The organism is Patescibacteria group bacterium, from assembly GCA_041662665.1.
Taxonomy (GTDB): Bacteria; Patescibacteriota; JABMPQ01; order JABMPQ01; family JAQVVF01; genus JAQVVF01.
The window spans coordinates 56,093-73,779 of record JBAZSC010000004.1 but is presented as its reverse complement, the minus strand read 5'-3'; the positions used below and the strand labels follow the sequence as shown (position 1 = coordinate 73,779).

The window sequence follows — 17,687 nt, the reverse complement described above, 5'->3', positions numbered from 1 at the left end:
TGATTTTTTGCGGATATTTTTTTAGTTTTCTACCTTGCCCCCACCTTCGCACATGCTACGGTGGGCAGGCGTGGCAAGGGTTCGTGTTTTGCGAAAAAGTCTTTATTTTGTGCGTTGATTAACTCCTGCCGTGGGCAGGGTAGAAGCTAATTTTTCAAGATTTCTCTTCTTATCCTTTGTGGATATTTTTCAATGGCATATCTTAAAGCTGTGCGTGGCATTTTGGATTTGTGTTGATTGATAAATTTTAAAACATCTGCTGGAAATTTTTGGCTGGCAACTTTTAACATCCAGCCATAACCTTTTTGGACTAGATCATCTTGATCTTGCAATAAGATTTTGGCAGTTTTAAAAACATGTGGCAGAAATTTTTTATCATAGCGGATTGGATAAATAAATGTGACTGCTGAAGCACGTCGTTCCCATCTATTTTTTGATTTGGTTAATTTTTGCAATTGCGGTAAAAATTCTGGAAATTTATAAATAAGATAGCCTAATGGGTGAGTGCATAAATCGTCATCAGATGCCCAATTGCTAATATACTTTGAAAGCCAAGACGTAAAAATTTTAAAATCTGATTTTTCAAAATCTTTTTTAAGTCTAAATGTCCAATCTAAGGCAATGCTGATTTTTTCACTATAACCAGTTTTTAATAGTTGTTCGCAAAGATTAAAGATTTCTAATTTTGATCCACCTCCGTCTTGCGAGACTTCGGTGGATAAATTTTTCCAATATTTTTGGGAAATCTTGTTGACAATCTTACTTCTTACGCCAATTACTTTTATTTTTTCTTTGAAATATCTAATTGATCCTGCTTTGTATCCTTGATCAATATGTTGTTTTAATTCTCGGTCTATTTGTTTTAAGATGGTCATGATTTGACTTTAATTAATATTCATATTATCTTATAATAATTCGTTCTTTGTTACAACAAAATATTTAGAACTTCGAAAAGGAGGAGAAAGGGATGGAAAAAGAAGAGAGAAGTTTGCAGGATTTGATGATTCATTTTTGGGGACTTTATGAAAGGCGCAACAGAATATTTTTGCCAAGTTTGTCTGCGCGAATTAATTTTTTGAATGTTGGAATCGGAAATTTGCAGGATGCAATTCGAAAAAATGGTGATGTTGAAAAAGAATTGGCAAGTGTAGTAGCAAGGATTTTCTGCGTTGCTAACCATTTTTGGAAATTGCCGTTGGTGGAATATATGGCAAGAAAATATCCAAGAGGTGTTTGCAGTTATTGTTTGCAAAAATCATGCAAATGTTCGGAAAGGAGATTGGATCCAAAATTGTCTTACGATCCTGATGCTGTTATAGATTTTGTGGTTCAGATGGAATGGACTTTAAAAGAATGGTGTGCTTCAATGAAAGAGATTTATGGAAAAAGGAATGAGCAGAAAGGTTTAGAAAACTGTTTGAATCGTTTGTTTAAAGAGATTAGCGAGTTGTTGCAACTGTTGATGAGAATTCCTGAAAGAAGTTTAACTTTAGATGAGATGGAAAAAGAATTTGCATTGGAATTAGCTGATACATTAGCTTGGACGATTGCAATTGCAAATTTATTGAATATTGATTTGGAGGCAGTTGTTTTGAAATATTATGGCAATGGCTGTCATAATTGTCATAAAGATCCTTGTGAATGCACCCATAGTGCGTTTTGACCAATTGATTTGGTCTTTTTTATTTTTTTAGAGAATTGGCGTGTGAAAAAGATAAAGAATAAAGTCTAAAATTAAAAATGATCCGACTAGTATTATAATTACTTTTAAAATTGAATTTAAACGATGCTGAATAAAATTTCTGATTTTGGAAAATACTTTTTCTGAACGTTTTTGAAATAATAAATAAATCGCCAGCAAAATAAAGAGCGGTAAAACAAAGATAATATTATAGATAAGCAAAAGCAGGGCAAGACTTGCAAATTTTAGATCATCATTAGCAATAATTCCTAAAGCAGAAAAATAGACGGCAGAGCTTGGGAGAGCAGAAGCTGTAATGCCTAGACCTAGCAGAAAAGTATAGAGCGGTTTTGGATTAAGAATTGTTTTAATTGTTGATTTATTATGTTTTTTCATTTTTAGTCCAACAATGATTAAAAGAATGCCTGCAATGATTTCAAGAGAGCGGTCAAAGATAGGCGAATTAAAGATGTTAAGATTTAGGATAAAATGAAGAGTGTAATAAAGAATGAATCCTACTAAAAAGTGAAAGAAAAAGATACCAATAACATAAGGTAGAAAACGGCTGATCGGTTTTTTAATAGAAAAAATGAATAAGGCAGCTAATAGTTCAAGCGGATTGATGCTGTCAAGGATAGCTAAACTGGCAATAGAAATAATAATAGTAAAGGTGAGATTTTCGAACATATTTTTGTGTTATTTTTTATTTATTTTTTTAAATCAAATAGTCTGTACATTTTTGGATAATATGTTATATTAATTCCACTTGCGTGAAAGGCGCATTTTTATTTTATTTTTATGGCTGAAGAAGTAATTTTAAGATTTGATGAAGTAAATTTTGAATATGATCATGATAAGCCTGTTTTGGACGAGGTCAGTTTTAGTGTTCGAAAAGGAGCTAAAATAACATTGATGGGTCAAAATGGCGCTGGAAAAAGTTCGTTATTTGCTTTAATTATGGGAGAATTACAGCCAACATCTGGTCAAATTCATATTTCAAATGGAGCAACAATTGCAACTGCTCGCCAAGTGATGAAGCGAGAAGATTTTTCTTTGAAGGTTAGCGAGTATTTTGAGAAAGCTTTTGAAGTAGAACAGCCTGATATGGCAAGTAAAATATTCAAGGTTTTACAAGCAGTAAATTTAGATGTGCCAACTGATCGAAAAGTCGGAGATTTATCTGGCGGACAACAAGCAAGATTATTGTTGGCAAATGCGTTGATTCAAAATTCAGATATTTTGTTATTGGATGAGCCGACTAATAATCTTGATCAAGCCGGCATTGAACACTTGATTGAATTTTTAGTGATGTATGATAAGACAGTAATTGTGATTTCGCACGATGCTGATTTTTTGAATTGTTTTACTGAAGGCGTTATTTATCTTGATGTTTTTACACATAAGATTGAAACTTATGTCGGCGATTATTTTTCAGTAGTAGAGGAAATAAAAAGTAGAGTTCTTAGAGAGCAAAGAAAAAATGCTCAGTTAAAAAAATCAATTATTGATCGCAAAGAAAAAGTTAATTTTTTTGCAAACAAAGGCGGAAAGATGCGTCAATTGGCAAGAAAATTAAAATTGGAAGCTCAAGAAATGGAAGAAAATATGGTTGATGTTAGAAAAGAAGATAAGACGATTAGAGAATTTGAAATTCCAGTTCAAGATATTTCTGGAGAAATTGTAAAAATTAAAGCAGTTAAAGTGATTAAAAATCACGAGCCAGTTTTGAAAGAAACTGAAAAAGTGATTCGAAAAAGAATGCATCTTTTAGTTGTTGGACCAAATGGAATAGGCAAGAGTACATTGCTTCGAACTCTAGTAAACAATAAAGATGAAAATGCTAAAATTTTAGAAGATGTTAAAGTTGGATATTATAGCCAAGATTTTTCTAATTTAGATTTTGATCAAACTGTTTATGATTCTCTTTCAAGCATTTTAGCTGAAGGACTAGATGAACATAACATGCGTTCAGTTGCATCTGGTTTTTTGATTGATGGCAGCATGATGAGCCATAAAGTTGGAGATTTGTCAGAAGGGCAAAAAGGATTATTGAATTTTGCAAGATTAACTTTAATGAAGCCAGGTTTATTAATTTTGGATGAACCAACTAATCATATTAATTTTCGTCATTTGCCAATTATTGCTAAAGCAATTAATGACTACGAAGGAGCGATGATCATGGTCAGTCACATGCCTGATTTTGTAAAACAAATAAGATTTGATGAAGAATTGGATTTAGGAAAACTCTAGTTTTACGCGCGGATTAATGCGGATTACACGCGGATTTGTATGGATAATTTTTTATTTAAGTTAAAATTAATATTTCTTAACGGACTTTGTCCGCCGAAGCCCGCCCGTGAATTAGAAAAAACAGAAACATTGATTCGTGTATTTGACTATCCCGCCTTCGCTTTTGCTAAAGCTTCGGCGGGCGAAGGCGGAGAGGGTGGGAGTCGAACCCACGATGCCCTTTCGGGCATACCGGTTTTCGAGACCAGCCCATTCGGCCTCTCTGGCACCTCTCCAATATTGTTATTTTAATCTTACTTAAGCCTTTTGGCAATCTAAAATTTGTAGTTACACAAAGACAAGGTTTTAGTCTTGTTTTTTTGTTCAGTTTATTATATATTGAAAAATGCTCTTTAAAAATTATCGTTCGCAGAAAAGGAGGAGAAAAGACAATGGTAACAATGTTTGAAGGGACTGAAGAAGAATTGGAAAGACGTTTTGAAGAGATGCCAGTTCGTGAATTTTTGGAGAAATTATTGAGAGATGACGTAGTTGATCAAATTGTTAGTGATGGAACTATCTTGGTTTTGGAATGGACGAGTGCAGTAAAAAGGCCTTGTCGAATGATTGGGTTTGGAATTTTACGAGATATGGAAACTTCAAAAAATGTATTTTTTGCTGGTGCAAAGGATCAAGGAGAAGGTAAGTTTTTTGCAATTAATAAAGTTTGTTGCGATAGGAAAATGACCGGAATTTCTGTTGATGAATTAATGGATTGGATAAAGCCATTGAATATTCCTGCAGCTGATATATGGGCGTATCATATTATGGAAGCAAAAGAACAATCTTCTTCTGGTCGTAGTGATAGCTTTCTTCCATTGCGTTTTTGTATTTATCCAATTAATTCGGCATTATAATTCTTGATTGCTTTTCATAGGAAAAAGGAGGAAGACAATGGTGACGATGTTTAAAGGTGGAACAGAACAAGTAATGTTGCATTTAGAAGAAATGCCGGTTCGTGGATTTTTAGAAAGATTATTGACTGATGATACGGTTAATGAAATTGTTAGTTCTGGAACTATTCTGGTTATTGAGTGGACAAATGCAGTGAAGTCACCTTGTGGATTGATCGGTTTTGGTATTGTGAGAAATGTGCAATCTTCGAGAAACATTTATTTTGCTGTCGCAAGTGATCGTGATAATCATAATAGTCATAGGCGATTTTTGCCTAATTTATCGAATTATTTTTGCGAGAGGAAGAAGTATGCAATTTCCGTTGAGGAGCTAATTGAATGGATAAAGCCCTTGAATGTTCCGAGTGTTGCAGTGTGGACTCTACATATTATGGAGGCGAAAGAGCATCTTGCGAAAAATCCGAGAGGAAGTTATTTGTTGCCTATGCGTTTTAGTTATCTTGCTAACACAATCAGTTCGGCGATTTCCTGAATTTTAGGAAGAGGAGGCTGTGATGAATGATTATTCTGGATTGGAAATATTGATTTTGGAAATTTTGCAAGAAAATGGAAATGAGATGTATGGATTGGATATTATCGAAAGATCTTCAGGAAAATTGAAGCGTGGAACTGTATATGTTTGGCTGGATCAATTGGAAGATAGAAATGATATTGCAAGTCGCAGAGAGGAACATGTTAGTTTGAGAAGACCTCGAAGAAGATTGTATAGGATTACTGATCAAGGTTTGCGAGTCTTGATTGATCAAGCTTTGTCGGCATAAGAGTTGTGAATAGTACCTTGTTAGCTAGATTTATCTAGCTTTTTTTGTGTCAAAAAAATACCTTTAAGATAAGGTATTTTGAAAAATTTTTAATTTGTCTTTTGCATTCGCCAATTTTCTTGAGTTGTTTCTATGGTTGATCCATTATATTCATAATAATAAAAATAAAAGCCATGCAATATTTCTAAATTCTGCCCAATTGTTAAAATGGCATGATTATCTGGAATTTCGGCAAAATAATCTTTGCGATTTGTTGATAGTCTGCCAAAAGTTGGATCAACTGGCACCCATCCTGTGCTTGGCAAATAAACTTGCGACCAATCATGTTTCATTTGTGATGGATCTGTTTCTTGATCGGATTGATAAACTAAACCTTCAACAAAACGAGCAGGAATATTATCAGCGCGATTTAAAGCAATATTTAGGTCAGCAAATTCTGTGCAATCTCCTTGTTTATTTTCTAATGCCCATAATGCGCCTTTGGCATCTGGAATATAGCCTGGATAGCTAATATTGTCACCAATCCAATTGTAAATGTCTTTCGAAGCCTGGCATTGATTTTGAGAATTTTTGGTGATACTTTTTGCTAAATCAATTATTTCTGGATTGTCTGATTCAACTGATTTTTCTGGCAATAAAAATTGATTCGTAGAATTTCCTTGGCAATTTTTTAAATCATAATTAACTGCATTTATTTTTATTTTGTATTGAAGATTAAAATTTCTTGATTCATTTGCAGACAAGTTATAAAAAGTATATTTTAGATATTCATTATTATTTTCATCTTTAATAATTTCATAATTTGTTGGTGAGATTGTTTCTTCTAAAACATCTTGATAAGGAGCAAGATCATGGAATTTAGCAATATAGACAGTTTGCATATAAGAATCTTGCAGGCCAATATTTTGTAGGATGATATTTTCGGAAATTAAATAATTTTGGGAGTTAGATTCTGCTGGTGAATTTAAAGCAATATTTTGGGAAATGTTGGGGAGATTTTTTGGAGGATTAGAACTTTTTGGCAAAACAAAAAACCAAATTGCGATAAATGTAAAAAATAAAATAATAAAAAATCCAGCAAAAATTGAACAACAGGCAACGATTATTTTTTTATTTTTTTGATATTTTTTTACTGGTTGAATTTTTTGCGTATTTGTTTTTTGTTCTGGCATACTTTTTTAGGTAAATTAGAGCCAAAAATATTATTTTTTGCCTCAGTATATTTTTATATTAACAAGATTTTATTGTTTTCTCAATATCGTAATTGGATTGACTAATCAGTTTTTTTCTGGTAAATTGAGACATATGGCAACAAAAAGAACATATCAACCGAAAAAGAGAAAAAGAGCTAGAACTCATGGTTTTTTGCAGAAAATGAGCACAAAAGGCGGAAGAAATGTGCTGAAAAGAAGAAGAGCAAAAGGCCGAAAAAAACTGACTGTTTAGTTTGCGTTAGTTCGTGCTGTTCATAAAGTTATAAAGTTTATAAAGTTACGGACTTTACGAACTTTATAACTTTATAACTTTTAGAACTAAGATAATGCTTCAAAAAGAAAACAGGCTGACAAAGAAAGATGATTTTGGCAGAATTCATAAAAGAGGCAGATTCTGTGGCGACGAGTTTCTAGCAATAAGATTTTTACCAAACGGATTAGATGTAACGCGCGTTGGTTTTTTAGTTGGATTAAAAATCTCAAAAAAGGCTGTAATTCGGAACAAAATTAAAAGAATTCTAAGAGAAGTATTTAGATTAAAAATAAAAAATTGTAAATTGAAAAAAGGATTTGATATAATTGTACTGGTGAGGCCGGAAATTATTGGAAAAAGCTATACCGAAGTTAATCAGGCTTTGGATAGAGTTTTGAGTATGGCGGGAATAGTTTAATTTTCAATTACCAATTATCAATTTTCAATAAATTTACTAATTTACAATTTACAAAACTTCGTCGAAAATTGATTATTGATCATTGATTAATTGATTGTAAATTGGTAATTGTGAATTGATAATTGTATTTATGTATATATTTAGATTGCCATTATTGCTTTTGATTAAAGTTTATCAGAAAACCATTTCTCCTGATCATGGCTTAATATCTAATTATCTTCCTTATGGTGTTTGCAAATATCATCCGACTTGTTCAGAATATGGATATCAAGCAATTGAAAAACATGGAATTTTTAAAGGCTCTTTGTTGGCTGGCTGGCGTGTGTTAAGATGTAATCCGTGGAGTCATGGCGGAGTGGATAACGTACCTGTGAAATTCCAAATTTCAAATACCAAACAAATTACAAATTCCAAATTACAAACCACAAAAGATATTTTGTAATTTGTTATTTGGGATTTGTTTGGATTTTGGGATTTGTAATTTATAAATTTTTAAAACTATGATTCAACTATATAATATAATTTTATTTCAGCCATTATTAAATTTATTAGTTTGGCTGTATAACATGATTGGTGATATTGGTGTTGCAATTATTATTGTAACGATTTTGATTCGTTTTGTTTTGTTGCCTTTGTCATTAAAGTCAATGAAATCGCAACAATCTTTGCAAGGATTGCAACCAAAAATGGATGAGATTAAAAATAAATTTAAAGACGACAAGCAAAAACAAAGCGAAGAATTGATGAAATTTTATAAAGAAAACAAAATTAATCCAATGTCTTCTTGTTTACCTTTATTAGTTCAATTGCCAATTATTTTTGCTTTGTATGGAGTATTTCAAAAAGGTTTACAAAATTCTAGCATGGATTTGCTATATTCTTTTGTTTCAAAACCAGAAAGCATTAATCCAATGTTGTTTGGATTAGTTAGTATGACAACTCCAAATTTGATTTTGGCAATTATTGCTGGGCTTTTACAATTTGTGCAATCATGGATGGTATTTTCAAAACAAAAGAAAACAAGCGATAAAATGGCAGGAATGTTAGGAAAACAAATGACATATTTTATGCCAGTAATGACAGTTTTTATTGCGATGAGTTTGCCAGCAGGTTTAGCAATTTATTGGATTACAACAACTTTATTTGCAATTGCGCAACAATATATAATGACTAAGAAAACTGGAGTTTCGGGAGTAACAGCGGCTTAAATAACCAATAATCAAATTTCAATAATCAGTAAAAAACCAATAACCAATAATTTAATAATCAAAATTGCGACGATTTTATTGATTATTTAGTTATTGGAAATTGATTATTTATTGATTATTGGTAATTGATTATTGATTATTTTAAAACATATGAATGAAATCAATGCAACAAGTATCGAGGAGGTAAAAGGAGTAGTTGAAGATTTAATTCTGAAAATGGGAATCAATGGAAAGACAAATGCTCGAATTGACGAAAAAGAAGGAAAGGAAATTGTTTGTTTGAATATTGAGGCTGATGATGCAAATTATTTGATTGGACAGCGAGGCTGCAATTTATTTGCAATTCAACATTTAGCAAAAGTATTTTTAAAAAGAAAAAATAGCGTTTCTGAAATTCCATTCTACATTGATGTGAATAATTATCGCCAAGAAAAAGAAGAATATTTAAAAAAGATAGCTTTGGATACTGCGGAAAAAGTAGTTCGAATTAACAAAGAAATCGTATTAAGACCAATGACTGCTTATGAGCGGAGAGTTGTTCATATGTGTTTGGCAAATAATGAGCTAGTTTGTACAGAAAGTATTGGCGAAGATCCGAATAGAAAAATAGTAATTAAGCCACGAGAATCATGAATAAAGAATCAAGAATTATGATAAAATTCATAATTCTTAATTCATGATTCTTAATTCACGTTTATGATTGATTACAACGAGACAATTGGTGCGACTATTTTGGTTGTTTCTAGCAATAAAGAAATTGGCAAAATAAATGAATTCATAATTAATTTTGAAACTGGAAAATTATTAGGTTTTCAGTTGTCTGAAGGTTTATTGAAAGAACAGCGAATTTTACGAATTGAAGATGTAAAAGAAATTAGAGATGGAAATGTTTTTGTTGATAGTGAGATGTCAGTAAAGCCATTAAATAATTTTGGTTTGTTTGAAGAACTTTTGAAAAAAGAAATTAAAATCAAAGATAATAATGTTGTAACAGAGAGTGGAGAAGAATTAGGCAAAGTTGTTGATTTTGAAATGGATGATATTTCTTATAGACTTGAAAAAATGTATGTAAAAACAGGTTTTTTAAGAAAATTGTTTAAAGGCCAATTAATTATTTCTTTTGATAAAATTGTTTCGATTAGTAAAAAAGCTATTGTTGTGAAGGATGATTTAGTACGTGAAGAACAACGTAAGCCTGTTTCTGCAAAGCTTGAGCAAAAAGAGATGATTTCTGATGTTGTAATGAAAGATACGGAATAGCGTACGGATATAAAAAATTAAAAATATAAAAATTCGGAAATTAGAAATTAAGAGCATTCTGCTCTTTTTTGTTTGCTGTTGCATAGAAAAAATGATAATATGAGTTAGTGATTTTTATATTTTTAGTTTTTTAAACGAATGTCTTTAGCTAGAAAAGTTGCGCATAATACGCTGATACAATTTGTCGGCAAAGGAATTGGAATGGTTTTGGCATTGGTGACAGTATCATTAATGCTTCGATATTTAGGCCAGTCTGGATTTGGACAATATACGACAATTATGGCTTATCTATCTGTTTTTTCAATTATGGCTGATTTGGGTTTGTATTTGGTTGTAACTCGTGAAATATCAAAGAAAAATATTGATCAAGATAAATTTGTCAGTAATGCAATGACAATAAAAGGATTGTCAGGATTGTTAATTCTGACGATTGGTTCTTTGGTAATTTGGCTTTTTCCTTATGATCCAATTGTAAAATGGGGCGTTGTGGTTGGAGCTGCTTCTTATTTATTTATTTTATTAAATCAAACTTTAATCGGTGTTTTTCAAAAATATTTTTCAATGTATAAAGTGGCAGTTGCTGAAGTTGCTGGCAGAATTGTTTGGTTGGTTGCTGTTATACTTGTTATTAATGCAAACGCTTCAATTTTGTATATGATTTTTGGAATTGCGTTGTCCAATTTTGTAAATTTTTTGGTGCTGTTCCTTTATTCCAGAAAATATGTAAAAGTTAAATTAGCTTTTGATTTTGCATTGTGGAAAAAGATTTTGATCATGACTGCGCCTTTGGCTTTTTCAGTAGTTTTTAATTTAATTTATTTTAAAGTTGATACTTTGTTTTTATCAATTATGAAATCAGAAAGCGATGTCGGTGTATACGGCGCGGCATACAAAGTTTTGGAAGTCTTAATTACTTTTGCAGCGATTTTTGCTGGATTATTGTTGCCTGTAATGTCGAAGTTTTTTGAAGAAGATAGAAAGAAGTTTGAAGAAATTTATAAAAAAGGATTTGATATTTTGATTATTTTTGTAATTCCGTTAATTATAGGAACGTTGTTTCTTGCAGAACCAATAATGGCATTTTTTGGAGGTAGTGATTTTTCTGATTCTGGAAATGTTTTGAAATTATTGATTATCGCAACTGGCGCGATCTTTTTCTCTCATCTTTTTGGAAATGCTGCAGTTGCAGCAAATAAACAGCATAAAACAATGTGGGTTTATATTTTTACGGCAATTTTGGCAGTTGTATTATGTTTGTGGTTGATTCCAAAATATTCATATTATGGTGCAGCAATTTCAACAGTTGTTTCTGAAGTTGCAGTTGCAGTTCTGACAGCATTAATAATTTGGAAACTGGAAAAAGTTGGATTGAATTATAAAATTGCTGGCAAATCTTTGATCGCTGGAATTTTTATGGCAATAGCATTATTTATAATGCCTGAATCTTGGAATTTTGCGATCAGAGGATTGATTGCTGTTGCTGTTTATTTTGGGATTGCATTTTTAATTAAAGCAATTTTGATAGGCGAGGTTAAAGAAATTATTTCTTTGAGAAAAGAGGAATTGGTTAAAGAAGGCATTAAGGTTAAATAATGTTGAAAAAGATGTTTTGTGTTGATTGTCAAAAATTATTTTTTTCTTCAGGCTGCGGAACTCGCCCCTTCACTGCGGTTCGGGGCTCAGACAATCCTCGCCTTCAGAAAAAAATAATTTTTGCCAATATCTGTTTTTATTTTTTTAGAAAAATATATTTTTAGATATTGTCATTCTGAGGCCGAAGCCGAAGAATCCCGTGATTATTTATTTAGCAACGGGATCCTTCACTGCGGTTCAGGATGACAGTGCTTATAAATGAGGATAGTCATCGATACACAGACAATGTTGGGAAAGAAGAGCGGGTTTGGTTTTTATGTTAAAAATTTAGTTGAAAATCTAAAAAAAATTGATACTCAAAATGAGTATTTTTTAATTGATTCAGGAAAAAATAAAGATTTGAGAACTTATGAAAGAATTTGGTGGGATCAGGTAAAATTTGTAAAAAAAGTAAAATTAATAAAACCAGATGTTGTTCACAAAACTTGTTTTTCTGTGCCGAAATTTGGAAATTTTAAAAAAGTGGTGACAATTCATGATATTATTCCAATTCTTTATCCAGAAAATTTTTCAATGAGTTCAAGGTTTTATTTTACAAAATTAATGCCTTGGTCGTATAAGTTTGCAGATTATATTATTACAATTTCAGAAAGTGCGAAAAAAGATTTAGTGGAAAAACTTGGATTAGATGAAAATAAAATAAAAGTGATTTATGAGGCAGCGGGCTCAGAATTTAGAGTGATAACTGATTTGAATAGAATTGAAGAGGTTAAGAAAAAATATGGAATTAGTGGAAATTATATTTTGAATGTTGGGACACTTGAGCCAAGAAAAAATTTAGAATTTTTGGTAAACGTATTTAATGATATTCGGAAATTAAGATATTCGGATATTGGAGATTTGAAGCTTGTTATTGCGGGTAAAAAAGGGTGGAGGTATGAAAATATATTTTTACTGATTAAAGAACTAAATCTTCAAGATAAAGTTATTTTTACGGATTATGTTGAAGAAGGTGATTTGCCGTATTTATATAATGGTGCGAAACTGTTTGCATTTCCGTCAATTTATGAAGGTTTTGGTTTGCCGATATTAGAAGCAATGAAATGTGGAGTGCCAGTTATTTCTTCAAATTCTTCATCGTTGCCAGAAGTTGTCGGTGATGCAGGAATTTTAATTGATCCAAAAAATAAAGAAGTATGGGTGAAAAATATTATAGAAGTTTTGAAAAGTCCTGAAAAACAGATCATGATGAAAGCAGATGGATTAAAGCAAGCTGATAAATTTTCTTGGAAAAAATGTGCTGAAGAAACATTAGAAGTTTATAACGAGTTAAAAATAATAGATTAGTTAGATAGATTAAATTATCGAAATTGAAAATTACGAAATTAAATATTGACTTTGTATTTTAATTTAGTAAAATATTTTATTGTACTTTTTTATGTCCTAGGCGAAAAGGAGGAGAAAATGGGAGAAATAGTAGTTGTTCGTTCAGATGATAAATCGAAAGAAAAATCTGGATTAATATGTCTTATGGAAAAGGATACTTTGGGTGGCGGTATCGTTAGAACTGTTCATTTAGAATGCAAACCTGAAGTGACATCAGTAGATCTAGAAGTGCCATTTGTGAAAATTGGTTTTTTGCCTAAAACTCATGAAGACAAAGACGATTTAAAATCAGGAATATGCATAACCATTGAAACATTGTTGTTGCTTTTTCCCGTAATTGAAAGTTATAGAAAGGATGGGTTTACATTTTGTGAGGATGATCATTTTGGTCTGAAAAATGATGAAGAAAGAGGAGTTATTGTTTTGAAACTTACGATGAGAAAGTGATAGAACTTTTTTGAGCATTTTGTGCTCTTTTTTTGTTGCTCACTCGAATGAATTTGCGAATAAAGCGAATGTTTTTTCGAATTGCTAAAATGTTAAAAATGGGATAAAATATGGATAAGTTTATATATGGCTGAAGCAATTGAAAAACTGAATATTTTTAGCAAAGAAAACTTAATTAAGACTTTGGTTGTTTTAGTTGTTTGCGCTATTACTGGAGTTTTAGTAAATGATCAGTATAAATCTGTTTTTCTGTTTTTGGTTGGTGCGATGATTTTTATTGGGCTTTCTTTGGCAATTTTTAAAAAACCTTATTTTGGTTTATTTTTAGTCGCTTTTTTTCTGCCTTTTGAAAGATTAGGATCGTTTGAAATGGGAAGTATGACAGTGAGAATTTCACAAGTTTTTGCGTTGATAACTTTGATTGCATTTTTTTTGGTTAGTTTGGCAAAGAAAAAAAATAATTATGTTAAAAATCCATTAATAATTTTTGTTTTTTTGTTTACTGGCGTTTCTGTTTTATCTTTAGCTAATGCTCAAAATATTTCAAGAAGTTTGACAATTTTAGGTTTTAATTTTTTTGTAATGCTGGTGGCATTAGTTATTCCAAGCTTGATTAATTCAAAAGAATTATTTAAAAAAATTGTTTGGGTGATATTGCTGTCTGGATTAGTAGTGTCTATTTATGGACTTTTTCAATTTGTCGGAGATATGATTGGTATTCCAAAAGAAATAACAGGTTTGAGAGATATATATACATCACAAGTATTCGGTTTTCCAAGAATTCAAGGGACATCTTCTGAGCCATTATATTTTGGTAACTTTTTGTTAATTCCTTTGGGAATATGTTTGGCGATGATATTGAGTAGAAAACGAGGCAAACAAGATGAAATTGACAATGGTTTGATTTTAGGGCAAGAAACAAAAAAACAAAAAAACAATAAAACAAACCGGCTTCTAAATTTGAGTGCGCCAATTGTGTTATTTGTAATACTTGGTTTGATGGTTTTGAATTTGGTTTTGACGGTCTCGCGCGGTGCTTATTTGGGATTTGCTGGAATGTTGGTTTTGTTTGCATTATTTTATTTTAAATCTTTTTTTTCGCCGAAAAGAATTATTATAATTGCGGCGATTGCGATAATTGCAATTGTATCGACAATATATTTATTAAAATTTACAAGGAAAGATGTAAATATTAAAAATTTTACAGCTCAAGCAACAGAATTTGAAGAAGGTGCATCAATTGAAGAAAGATATTCAACTTATAAACAGGCATGGTTTTTGATTCAGAGGAATCCGATTTTGGGAGTTGGGATTGGAGGTTTTGGACCAGAGGTAGCGCAAGGTCCAATTTCCATTCCAAAGAATGGTTGGGCAATTGTAAATAATGAATTTTTAGAAATTTGGGCAGAGACTGGAATTTTTGGATTGCTGATTTTTTTGGCAATGATATTTTTTATCTTTTTTAGAACGCTGAAAGTTTGGTTTAAGAGCGATGATTTTATGGATAAAACTTTGGTTGTCGGACTGACAGTTGCATTTGCTGGAATTTTAATTCAATACATGACTTTTTCTTCTTTATATATTATTCATATTTGGTTTTTGATTGGATTGATTATTGCTGGACAGAATTTAGCGTTACGAAAATTCCAAATTCCAAATTCCAAACAAATTACAAAAGACAAATTACAAAATAGGATTTAAAGTTTGTATCTTTGTGATTTGAGATTTGTTTGTAATTTGAGATTTAATTACTATGTTAGAAATTTCCGCGCTTTCGGCAATTTTAATACAATATGGTTACATTGGAATTTTTGCCGGTGTTATTGTTGGTGGAGAAATTTTACTTTTAGCAGCTGGATTTTTGGCAGCCCAAGGTTATTTTAATGTTGTTTGGGTGATTTTTTTCGCAACAATTGCAGTATTATTAGTTGATATTGTTTGGTACGTAATTGGAAGATTTGGAGAGAAGGCCTTGGTAAACAGATTACAAAAAGTATTAATTGGAAAAAAAGAAAAAGCTGTTGGTCTTGATCAACTGTTGAAAAAACATGCTAGCAAAACAATTTTGTTGGTAAGATTTGTTTATGGAGTCAGAGCAATGGTTTTGATTTTGGCTGGAGCATTAAGAATTAATTTCGGAAAATTTTTATTGTTGAATGCGGTTGGCAGTTTTGTTTGGGCAACTGTTATGACATTCTTAGGCTATTTTTTCGGAGAATCTTGGCAAGTTTTAAGGCAATATGTGCAAAATAGTATTTTGTTTGTGACCTTGATTGTTGTTGTAGGTGTTATTGTAATTTTTATTGTAATGTATTTGAAGAAGCAATTATTCAAGGTTGTTGAAGAAGAAACAAAATAAATAATCAAAAAAACAAAAATGAAAAAATTTCAATGGCTATTTGTTTTATTAATGCTAGGGACCATGTTTGTTTTGGGTCTTTATTCTTTGAAAGGCGATTCTGGTACAACGGATGAAGTGGCACATATTCCAGCTGGTTATTCTTATATAAAATATTTAGATTATAGGTTAAATCCAGAACATCCGCCATTGATTAAAGTTTGGGATGCATTGCCATTATTATTTGTTAAGAATTTGAAATTTCCAGTTGATAAAATTTGTTGGACAACTGATACAAATGGACAATGGGAATGCGGTTGGGAATTTATTTATAGAATGGGTAACAATGCAGATCAAATTTTATTGCTGACTAGAATTCCAGTTTTGATTTTAGCCTTAATCTTTGGATTATTTATTTATCGTTTTGCACGAGAATTGTGGGGTTGGAAAGTTGGACTTGTTTGTTTATTTTTTTATTGTTTATCGCCGAATATTTTGGCTCATTCTAGATTGGTAACAACTGATTTGGGCGCGACAGCAACTTTCTTTTTTGCAATTTATTATTTTTATAAATTTATAAAAAAACCGCAAGGCTGGTATTTGTGGGCAAGCGGAATATTTTTTGGAATCGCGCAATTAGCAAAATTTTCAAATATTCTGTTAGTTGTCTACATGATTTTATTAATTTTTGTTTTAGTGTTTGTTTGGAGACCAACTAGCCCGACTACTTTTTTGGGATATAATAAATTTAAACGAGCATGGTTTGGAAGATTATGGATGTTCTCAATTTCTTTTATTTTAATTTGTGCGATCGGATTTTCAATAGTTGGAGCAACTTATGCATTGTTTACTTGTAGAATGCCTGTAGACAAAATTCATCAAACAATAAATGGTTCTTTAGAGCAAACTGATAATCTGTCAATTCAGATTAAAAATGTTCTGAATAAAATGTCGGATAATCGAGTTTTACGTCCATACGCATATTATGGTTTGGGACTTAGAATGGTTTTTGCTAGAGTAGCTGGTGGAAATACGACTTATTTTTTAGGTCAGACATCTAATCAATCTTGGTGGTATTTTTATCCAGTGTCATTTTTAATTAAAACTACTTTAGTTTTGCAGATGTTGTTGGGATTTTCATTAATTGTATTAGGCTATTGTATTTATAAACGAGTAAAAAAAGATCAAGAACAGCTTGATATTCATGGAAAATGGAATCGATTTTGGAATGAGTTTGTGAAAATAATGAATGATTATTTATTTTTCTTTATTGCAATTACTTGCATAACAATGTTTATGATGGTTGGTATATTAGGAAATTTAAATATTGGTTTAAGGCATATTCTAGGTTTGTGGCCATTTATGATAATGCTGTGCGGATGGGGCTTTGCGAAGCTCACTCGAATCGATTTTTCGAATGAGTCTCGAATGCGGGAGCTAGGAACAGATCAAGTGAACAAGACAATGAAATTTAAAATTCCGAGAATTATTTTTGGTACTTTGTTAATTTTGTGGTATATTGTTGTTCAATTTGAAATTTGGCCTCATTATTTAGCGTATTATAATGAGTTAGTTGGTGGGTACAAAAATGGCTATAAATATTCAGTTGATTCTAATACTGATTGGGGTCAGGATTTGAAGAGATTGGCAAAATTTGTTGATGATAATAAAATTGAAAAAATAAAAGTTGATTATTTTGGCGGATCAGTACCATCTTATTATATGGGTGATAAACAAGAATTATGGCGATCGAGTTTTGGCGAAACAACTGGTTGGCTGGCAGTTTCAGCAACTTATTATCAGAATTCAAAATATTATGCGAGAGTTAACGGAGAAAAAGATTATTCTTGGCTTGAAAAATATAAGCCAGTAACAATAATTGGCGGATCAATTTTGGTTTATAATATACCTGAAAAATAATTTTA

General features: G+C 31.3%; 19 protein-coding genes, 1 tRNA gene and 1 pseudogene. 17 read left to right on the top strand and 4 right to left on the bottom strand.

Going from position 1 to position 17,687, the window contains the following annotated elements; translation table 11 throughout:
* Positions 1-146 precede the first annotated feature (146 nt).
* Positions 147-875 carry a DNA alkylation repair protein gene (locus WC663_05940; GenBank protein MFA6296870.1) on the bottom strand — a complete coding sequence of 243 codons (729 nt, stop codon included), beginning with the start codon at positions 873-875 and terminating at the stop codon, positions 147-149.
* A 92-nt stretch (positions 876-967) separates the two neighbouring features.
* On the opposite strand from WC663_05940, the gene WC663_05935 reads away from it, so the two are divergent.
* Positions 968-1,663: a hypothetical protein gene (locus WC663_05935; protein MFA6296869.1), complete on the top strand. Its 696-nt coding sequence runs from the start codon at positions 968-970 to the stop codon at positions 1,661-1,663.
* 27 nt (positions 1,664-1,690) lie between these two features.
* Here the strand turns inward: WC663_05935 and WC663_05930 are convergent, their stop codons facing one another.
* Positions 1,691-2,368 (bottom strand): GAP family protein, encoded by a 678-nt coding sequence (locus tag WC663_05930; protein ID MFA6296868.1) that lies wholly within the window; start codon positions 2,366-2,368, stop codon positions 1,691-1,693.
* A 111-nt stretch (positions 2,369-2,479) separates the two neighbouring features.
* On the opposite strand from WC663_05930, the gene WC663_05925 reads away from it, so the two are divergent.
* Positions 2,480-3,931, top strand: coding sequence for an ATP-binding cassette domain-containing protein (locus WC663_05925; protein ID MFA6296867.1), 1,452 nt, complete (start codon positions 2,480-2,482; stop codon positions 3,929-3,931).
* Positions 3,932-4,119: 188 nt separating this feature from the next.
* Here WC663_05925 and WC663_05920 read toward each other — a convergent pair.
* A tRNA-Ser gene (locus WC663_05920) sits at positions 4,120-4,206 on the bottom strand.
* A gap of 156 nt (positions 4,207-4,362) precedes the next feature.
* On the opposite strand from WC663_05920, the gene WC663_05915 reads away from it, so the two are divergent.
* The 3 genes from WC663_05915 to WC663_05905 are packed head-to-tail and all read left to right on the top strand — an operon-like array spanning position 4,363 to position 5,645.
* Positions 4,363-4,827, top strand: coding sequence for a hypothetical protein (locus WC663_05915; GenBank protein MFA6296866.1), 465 nt, complete (start codon positions 4,363-4,365; stop codon positions 4,825-4,827).
* A gap of 46 nt (positions 4,828-4,873) precedes the next feature.
* Positions 4,874-5,356 (top strand): hypothetical protein, encoded by a 483-nt coding sequence (locus tag WC663_05910; protein MFA6296865.1) that lies wholly within the window; start codon positions 4,874-4,876, stop codon positions 5,354-5,356.
* Between the two features lie 22 nt (positions 5,357-5,378).
* Positions 5,379-5,645, top strand: coding sequence for a helix-turn-helix transcriptional regulator (locus tag WC663_05905; protein ID MFA6296864.1), 267 nt, complete (start codon positions 5,379-5,381; stop codon positions 5,643-5,645).
* Between the two features lie 89 nt (positions 5,646-5,734).
* On the opposite strand, the gene WC663_05900 is transcribed toward WC663_05905, so the two are convergent.
* Entirely contained in the window at positions 5,735-6,817 is a 1,083-nt protein-coding gene (locus WC663_05900; GenBank protein MFA6296863.1) for a transglutaminase-like domain-containing protein, read from the bottom strand.
* A 133-nt stretch (positions 6,818-6,950) separates the two neighbouring features.
* On the opposite strand from WC663_05900, the gene rpmH reads away from it, so the two are divergent.
* The 12 genes and pseudogenes from rpmH (at position 6,951) to WC663_05840 (ending at position 17,682) form a co-directional block, all read left to right on the top strand.
* A complete protein-coding gene (rpmH, locus tag WC663_05895) occupies positions 6,951-7,091 on the top strand; it encodes a 50S ribosomal protein L34 (GenBank protein MFA6296862.1) in 141 nt (46 codons plus the stop codon).
* Between the two features lie 94 nt (positions 7,092-7,185).
* On the top strand, positions 7,186-7,530 hold the full coding sequence (gene rnpA, locus WC663_05890; GenBank protein MFA6296861.1) for a ribonuclease P protein component: 345 nt from the start codon (positions 7,186-7,188) through the stop codon (positions 7,528-7,530).
* 130 nt (positions 7,531-7,660) lie between these two features.
* A pseudogene (gene yidD / locus WC663_05885) lies at positions 7,661-7,906 on the top strand (membrane protein insertion efficiency factor YidD).
* Positions 7,907-8,030: 124 nt separating this feature from the next.
* The gene (locus WC663_05880) at positions 8,031-8,738 is read left to right on the top strand and encodes a YidC/Oxa1 family membrane protein insertase (GenBank protein MFA6296860.1); all 708 of its coding nucleotides are present in this window, start codon (positions 8,031-8,033) and stop codon (positions 8,736-8,738) included.
* Positions 8,739-8,888: 150 nt separating this feature from the next.
* Positions 8,889-9,371 carry a R3H domain-containing nucleic acid-binding protein gene (locus WC663_05875; GenBank protein MFA6296859.1) on the top strand — a complete coding sequence of 161 codons (483 nt, stop codon included), beginning with the start codon at positions 8,889-8,891 and terminating at the stop codon, positions 9,369-9,371.
* A gap of 63 nt (positions 9,372-9,434) precedes the next feature.
* Positions 9,435-9,998: a PRC-barrel domain-containing protein gene (locus WC663_05870; GenBank protein MFA6296858.1), complete on the top strand. Its 564-nt coding sequence runs from the start codon at positions 9,435-9,437 to the stop codon at positions 9,996-9,998.
* 138 nt (positions 9,999-10,136) lie between these two features.
* Positions 10,137-11,591: a flippase gene (locus WC663_05865; protein MFA6296857.1), complete on the top strand. Its 1,455-nt coding sequence runs from the start codon at positions 10,137-10,139 to the stop codon at positions 11,589-11,591.
* Positions 11,592-11,849: 258 nt separating this feature from the next.
* On the top strand, positions 11,850-12,938 hold the full coding sequence (locus WC663_05860; GenBank protein MFA6296856.1) for a glycosyltransferase family 1 protein: 1,089 nt from the start codon (positions 11,850-11,852) through the stop codon (positions 12,936-12,938).
* A gap of 117 nt (positions 12,939-13,055) precedes the next feature.
* Positions 13,056-13,424 carry a hypothetical protein gene (locus WC663_05855; protein ID MFA6296855.1) on the top strand — a complete coding sequence of 123 codons (369 nt, stop codon included), beginning with the start codon at positions 13,056-13,058 and terminating at the stop codon, positions 13,422-13,424.
* Positions 13,425-13,550: 126 nt separating this feature from the next.
* A complete protein-coding gene (locus tag WC663_05850) occupies positions 13,551-15,125 on the top strand; it encodes an O-antigen ligase family protein (protein MFA6296854.1) in 1,575 nt (524 codons plus the stop codon).
* A 52-nt stretch (positions 15,126-15,177) separates the two neighbouring features.
* A complete protein-coding gene (locus tag WC663_05845; GenBank protein MFA6296853.1) occupies positions 15,178-15,783 on the top strand; it encodes a DedA family protein in 606 nt (201 codons plus the stop codon).
* A gap of 18 nt (positions 15,784-15,801) precedes the next feature.
* Complete coding sequence (locus WC663_05840) at positions 15,802-17,682, top strand: glycosyltransferase family 39 protein (protein ID MFA6296852.1); 1,881 nt, start codon at positions 15,802-15,804, stop codon at positions 17,680-17,682.
* Positions 17,683-17,687: the final 5 nt, after the last annotated feature.

Bases quoted from the DNA above. Each gene is read 5' to 3' on its own strand.
- WC663_05930 (MFA6296868.1), bottom strand. From the start codon at position 2,368: ATGTTCGAAAATCTCACCTTTACTATTATTATTTCTATTGCCAGTTTA.
- WC663_05880 (MFA6296860.1), top strand. From the start codon at position 8,031: ATGATTCAACTATATAATATAATTTTATTTCAGCCATTATTAAATTTA.
- rpmH (MFA6296862.1), top strand. From the start codon at position 6,951: ATGGCAACAAAAAGAACATATCAACCGAAAAAGAGAAAAAGAGCTAGA.
- WC663_05865 (MFA6296857.1), top strand. From the start codon at position 10,137: ATGTCTTTAGCTAGAAAAGTTGCGCATAATACGCTGATACAATTTGTC.
- WC663_05845 (MFA6296853.1), top strand. From the start codon at position 15,178: ATGTTAGAAATTTCCGCGCTTTCGGCAATTTTAATACAATATGGTTAC.
- WC663_05935 (MFA6296869.1), top strand. From the start codon at position 968: ATGGAAAAAGAAGAGAGAAGTTTGCAGGATTTGATGATTCATTTTTGG.
- WC663_05870 (MFA6296858.1), top strand. From the start codon at position 9,435: ATGATTGATTACAACGAGACAATTGGTGCGACTATTTTGGTTGTTTCT.
- WC663_05840 (MFA6296852.1), top strand. From the start codon at position 15,802: ATGAAAAAATTTCAATGGCTATTTGTTTTATTAATGCTAGGGACCATG.
- WC663_05855 (MFA6296855.1), top strand. From the start codon at position 13,056: ATGGGAGAAATAGTAGTTGTTCGTTCAGATGATAAATCGAAAGAAAAA.
- WC663_05925 (MFA6296867.1), top strand. From the start codon at position 2,480: ATGGCTGAAGAAGTAATTTTAAGATTTGATGAAGTAAATTTTGAATAT.
- WC663_05875 (MFA6296859.1), top strand. From the start codon at position 8,889: ATGAATGAAATCAATGCAACAAGTATCGAGGAGGTAAAAGGAGTAGTT.
- WC663_05860 (MFA6296856.1), top strand. From the start codon at position 11,850: ATGAGGATAGTCATCGATACACAGACAATGTTGGGAAAGAAGAGCGGG.
- WC663_05905 (MFA6296864.1), top strand. From the start codon at position 5,379: ATGAATGATTATTCTGGATTGGAAATATTGATTTTGGAAATTTTGCAA.
- rnpA (MFA6296861.1), top strand. From the start codon at position 7,186: ATGCTTCAAAAAGAAAACAGGCTGACAAAGAAAGATGATTTTGGCAGA.
- WC663_05900 (MFA6296863.1), bottom strand. From the start codon at position 6,817: ATGCCAGAACAAAAAACAAATACGCAAAAAATTCAACCAGTAAAAAAA.
- WC663_05915 (MFA6296866.1), top strand. From the start codon at position 4,363: ATGGTAACAATGTTTGAAGGGACTGAAGAAGAATTGGAAAGACGTTTT.
- WC663_05940 (MFA6296870.1), bottom strand. From the start codon at position 875: ATGACCATCTTAAAACAAATAGACCGAGAATTAAAACAACATATTGAT.
- WC663_05910 (MFA6296865.1), top strand. From the start codon at position 4,874: ATGTTTAAAGGTGGAACAGAACAAGTAATGTTGCATTTAGAAGAAATG.
- WC663_05850 (MFA6296854.1), top strand. From the start codon at position 13,551: ATGGCTGAAGCAATTGAAAAACTGAATATTTTTAGCAAAGAAAACTTA.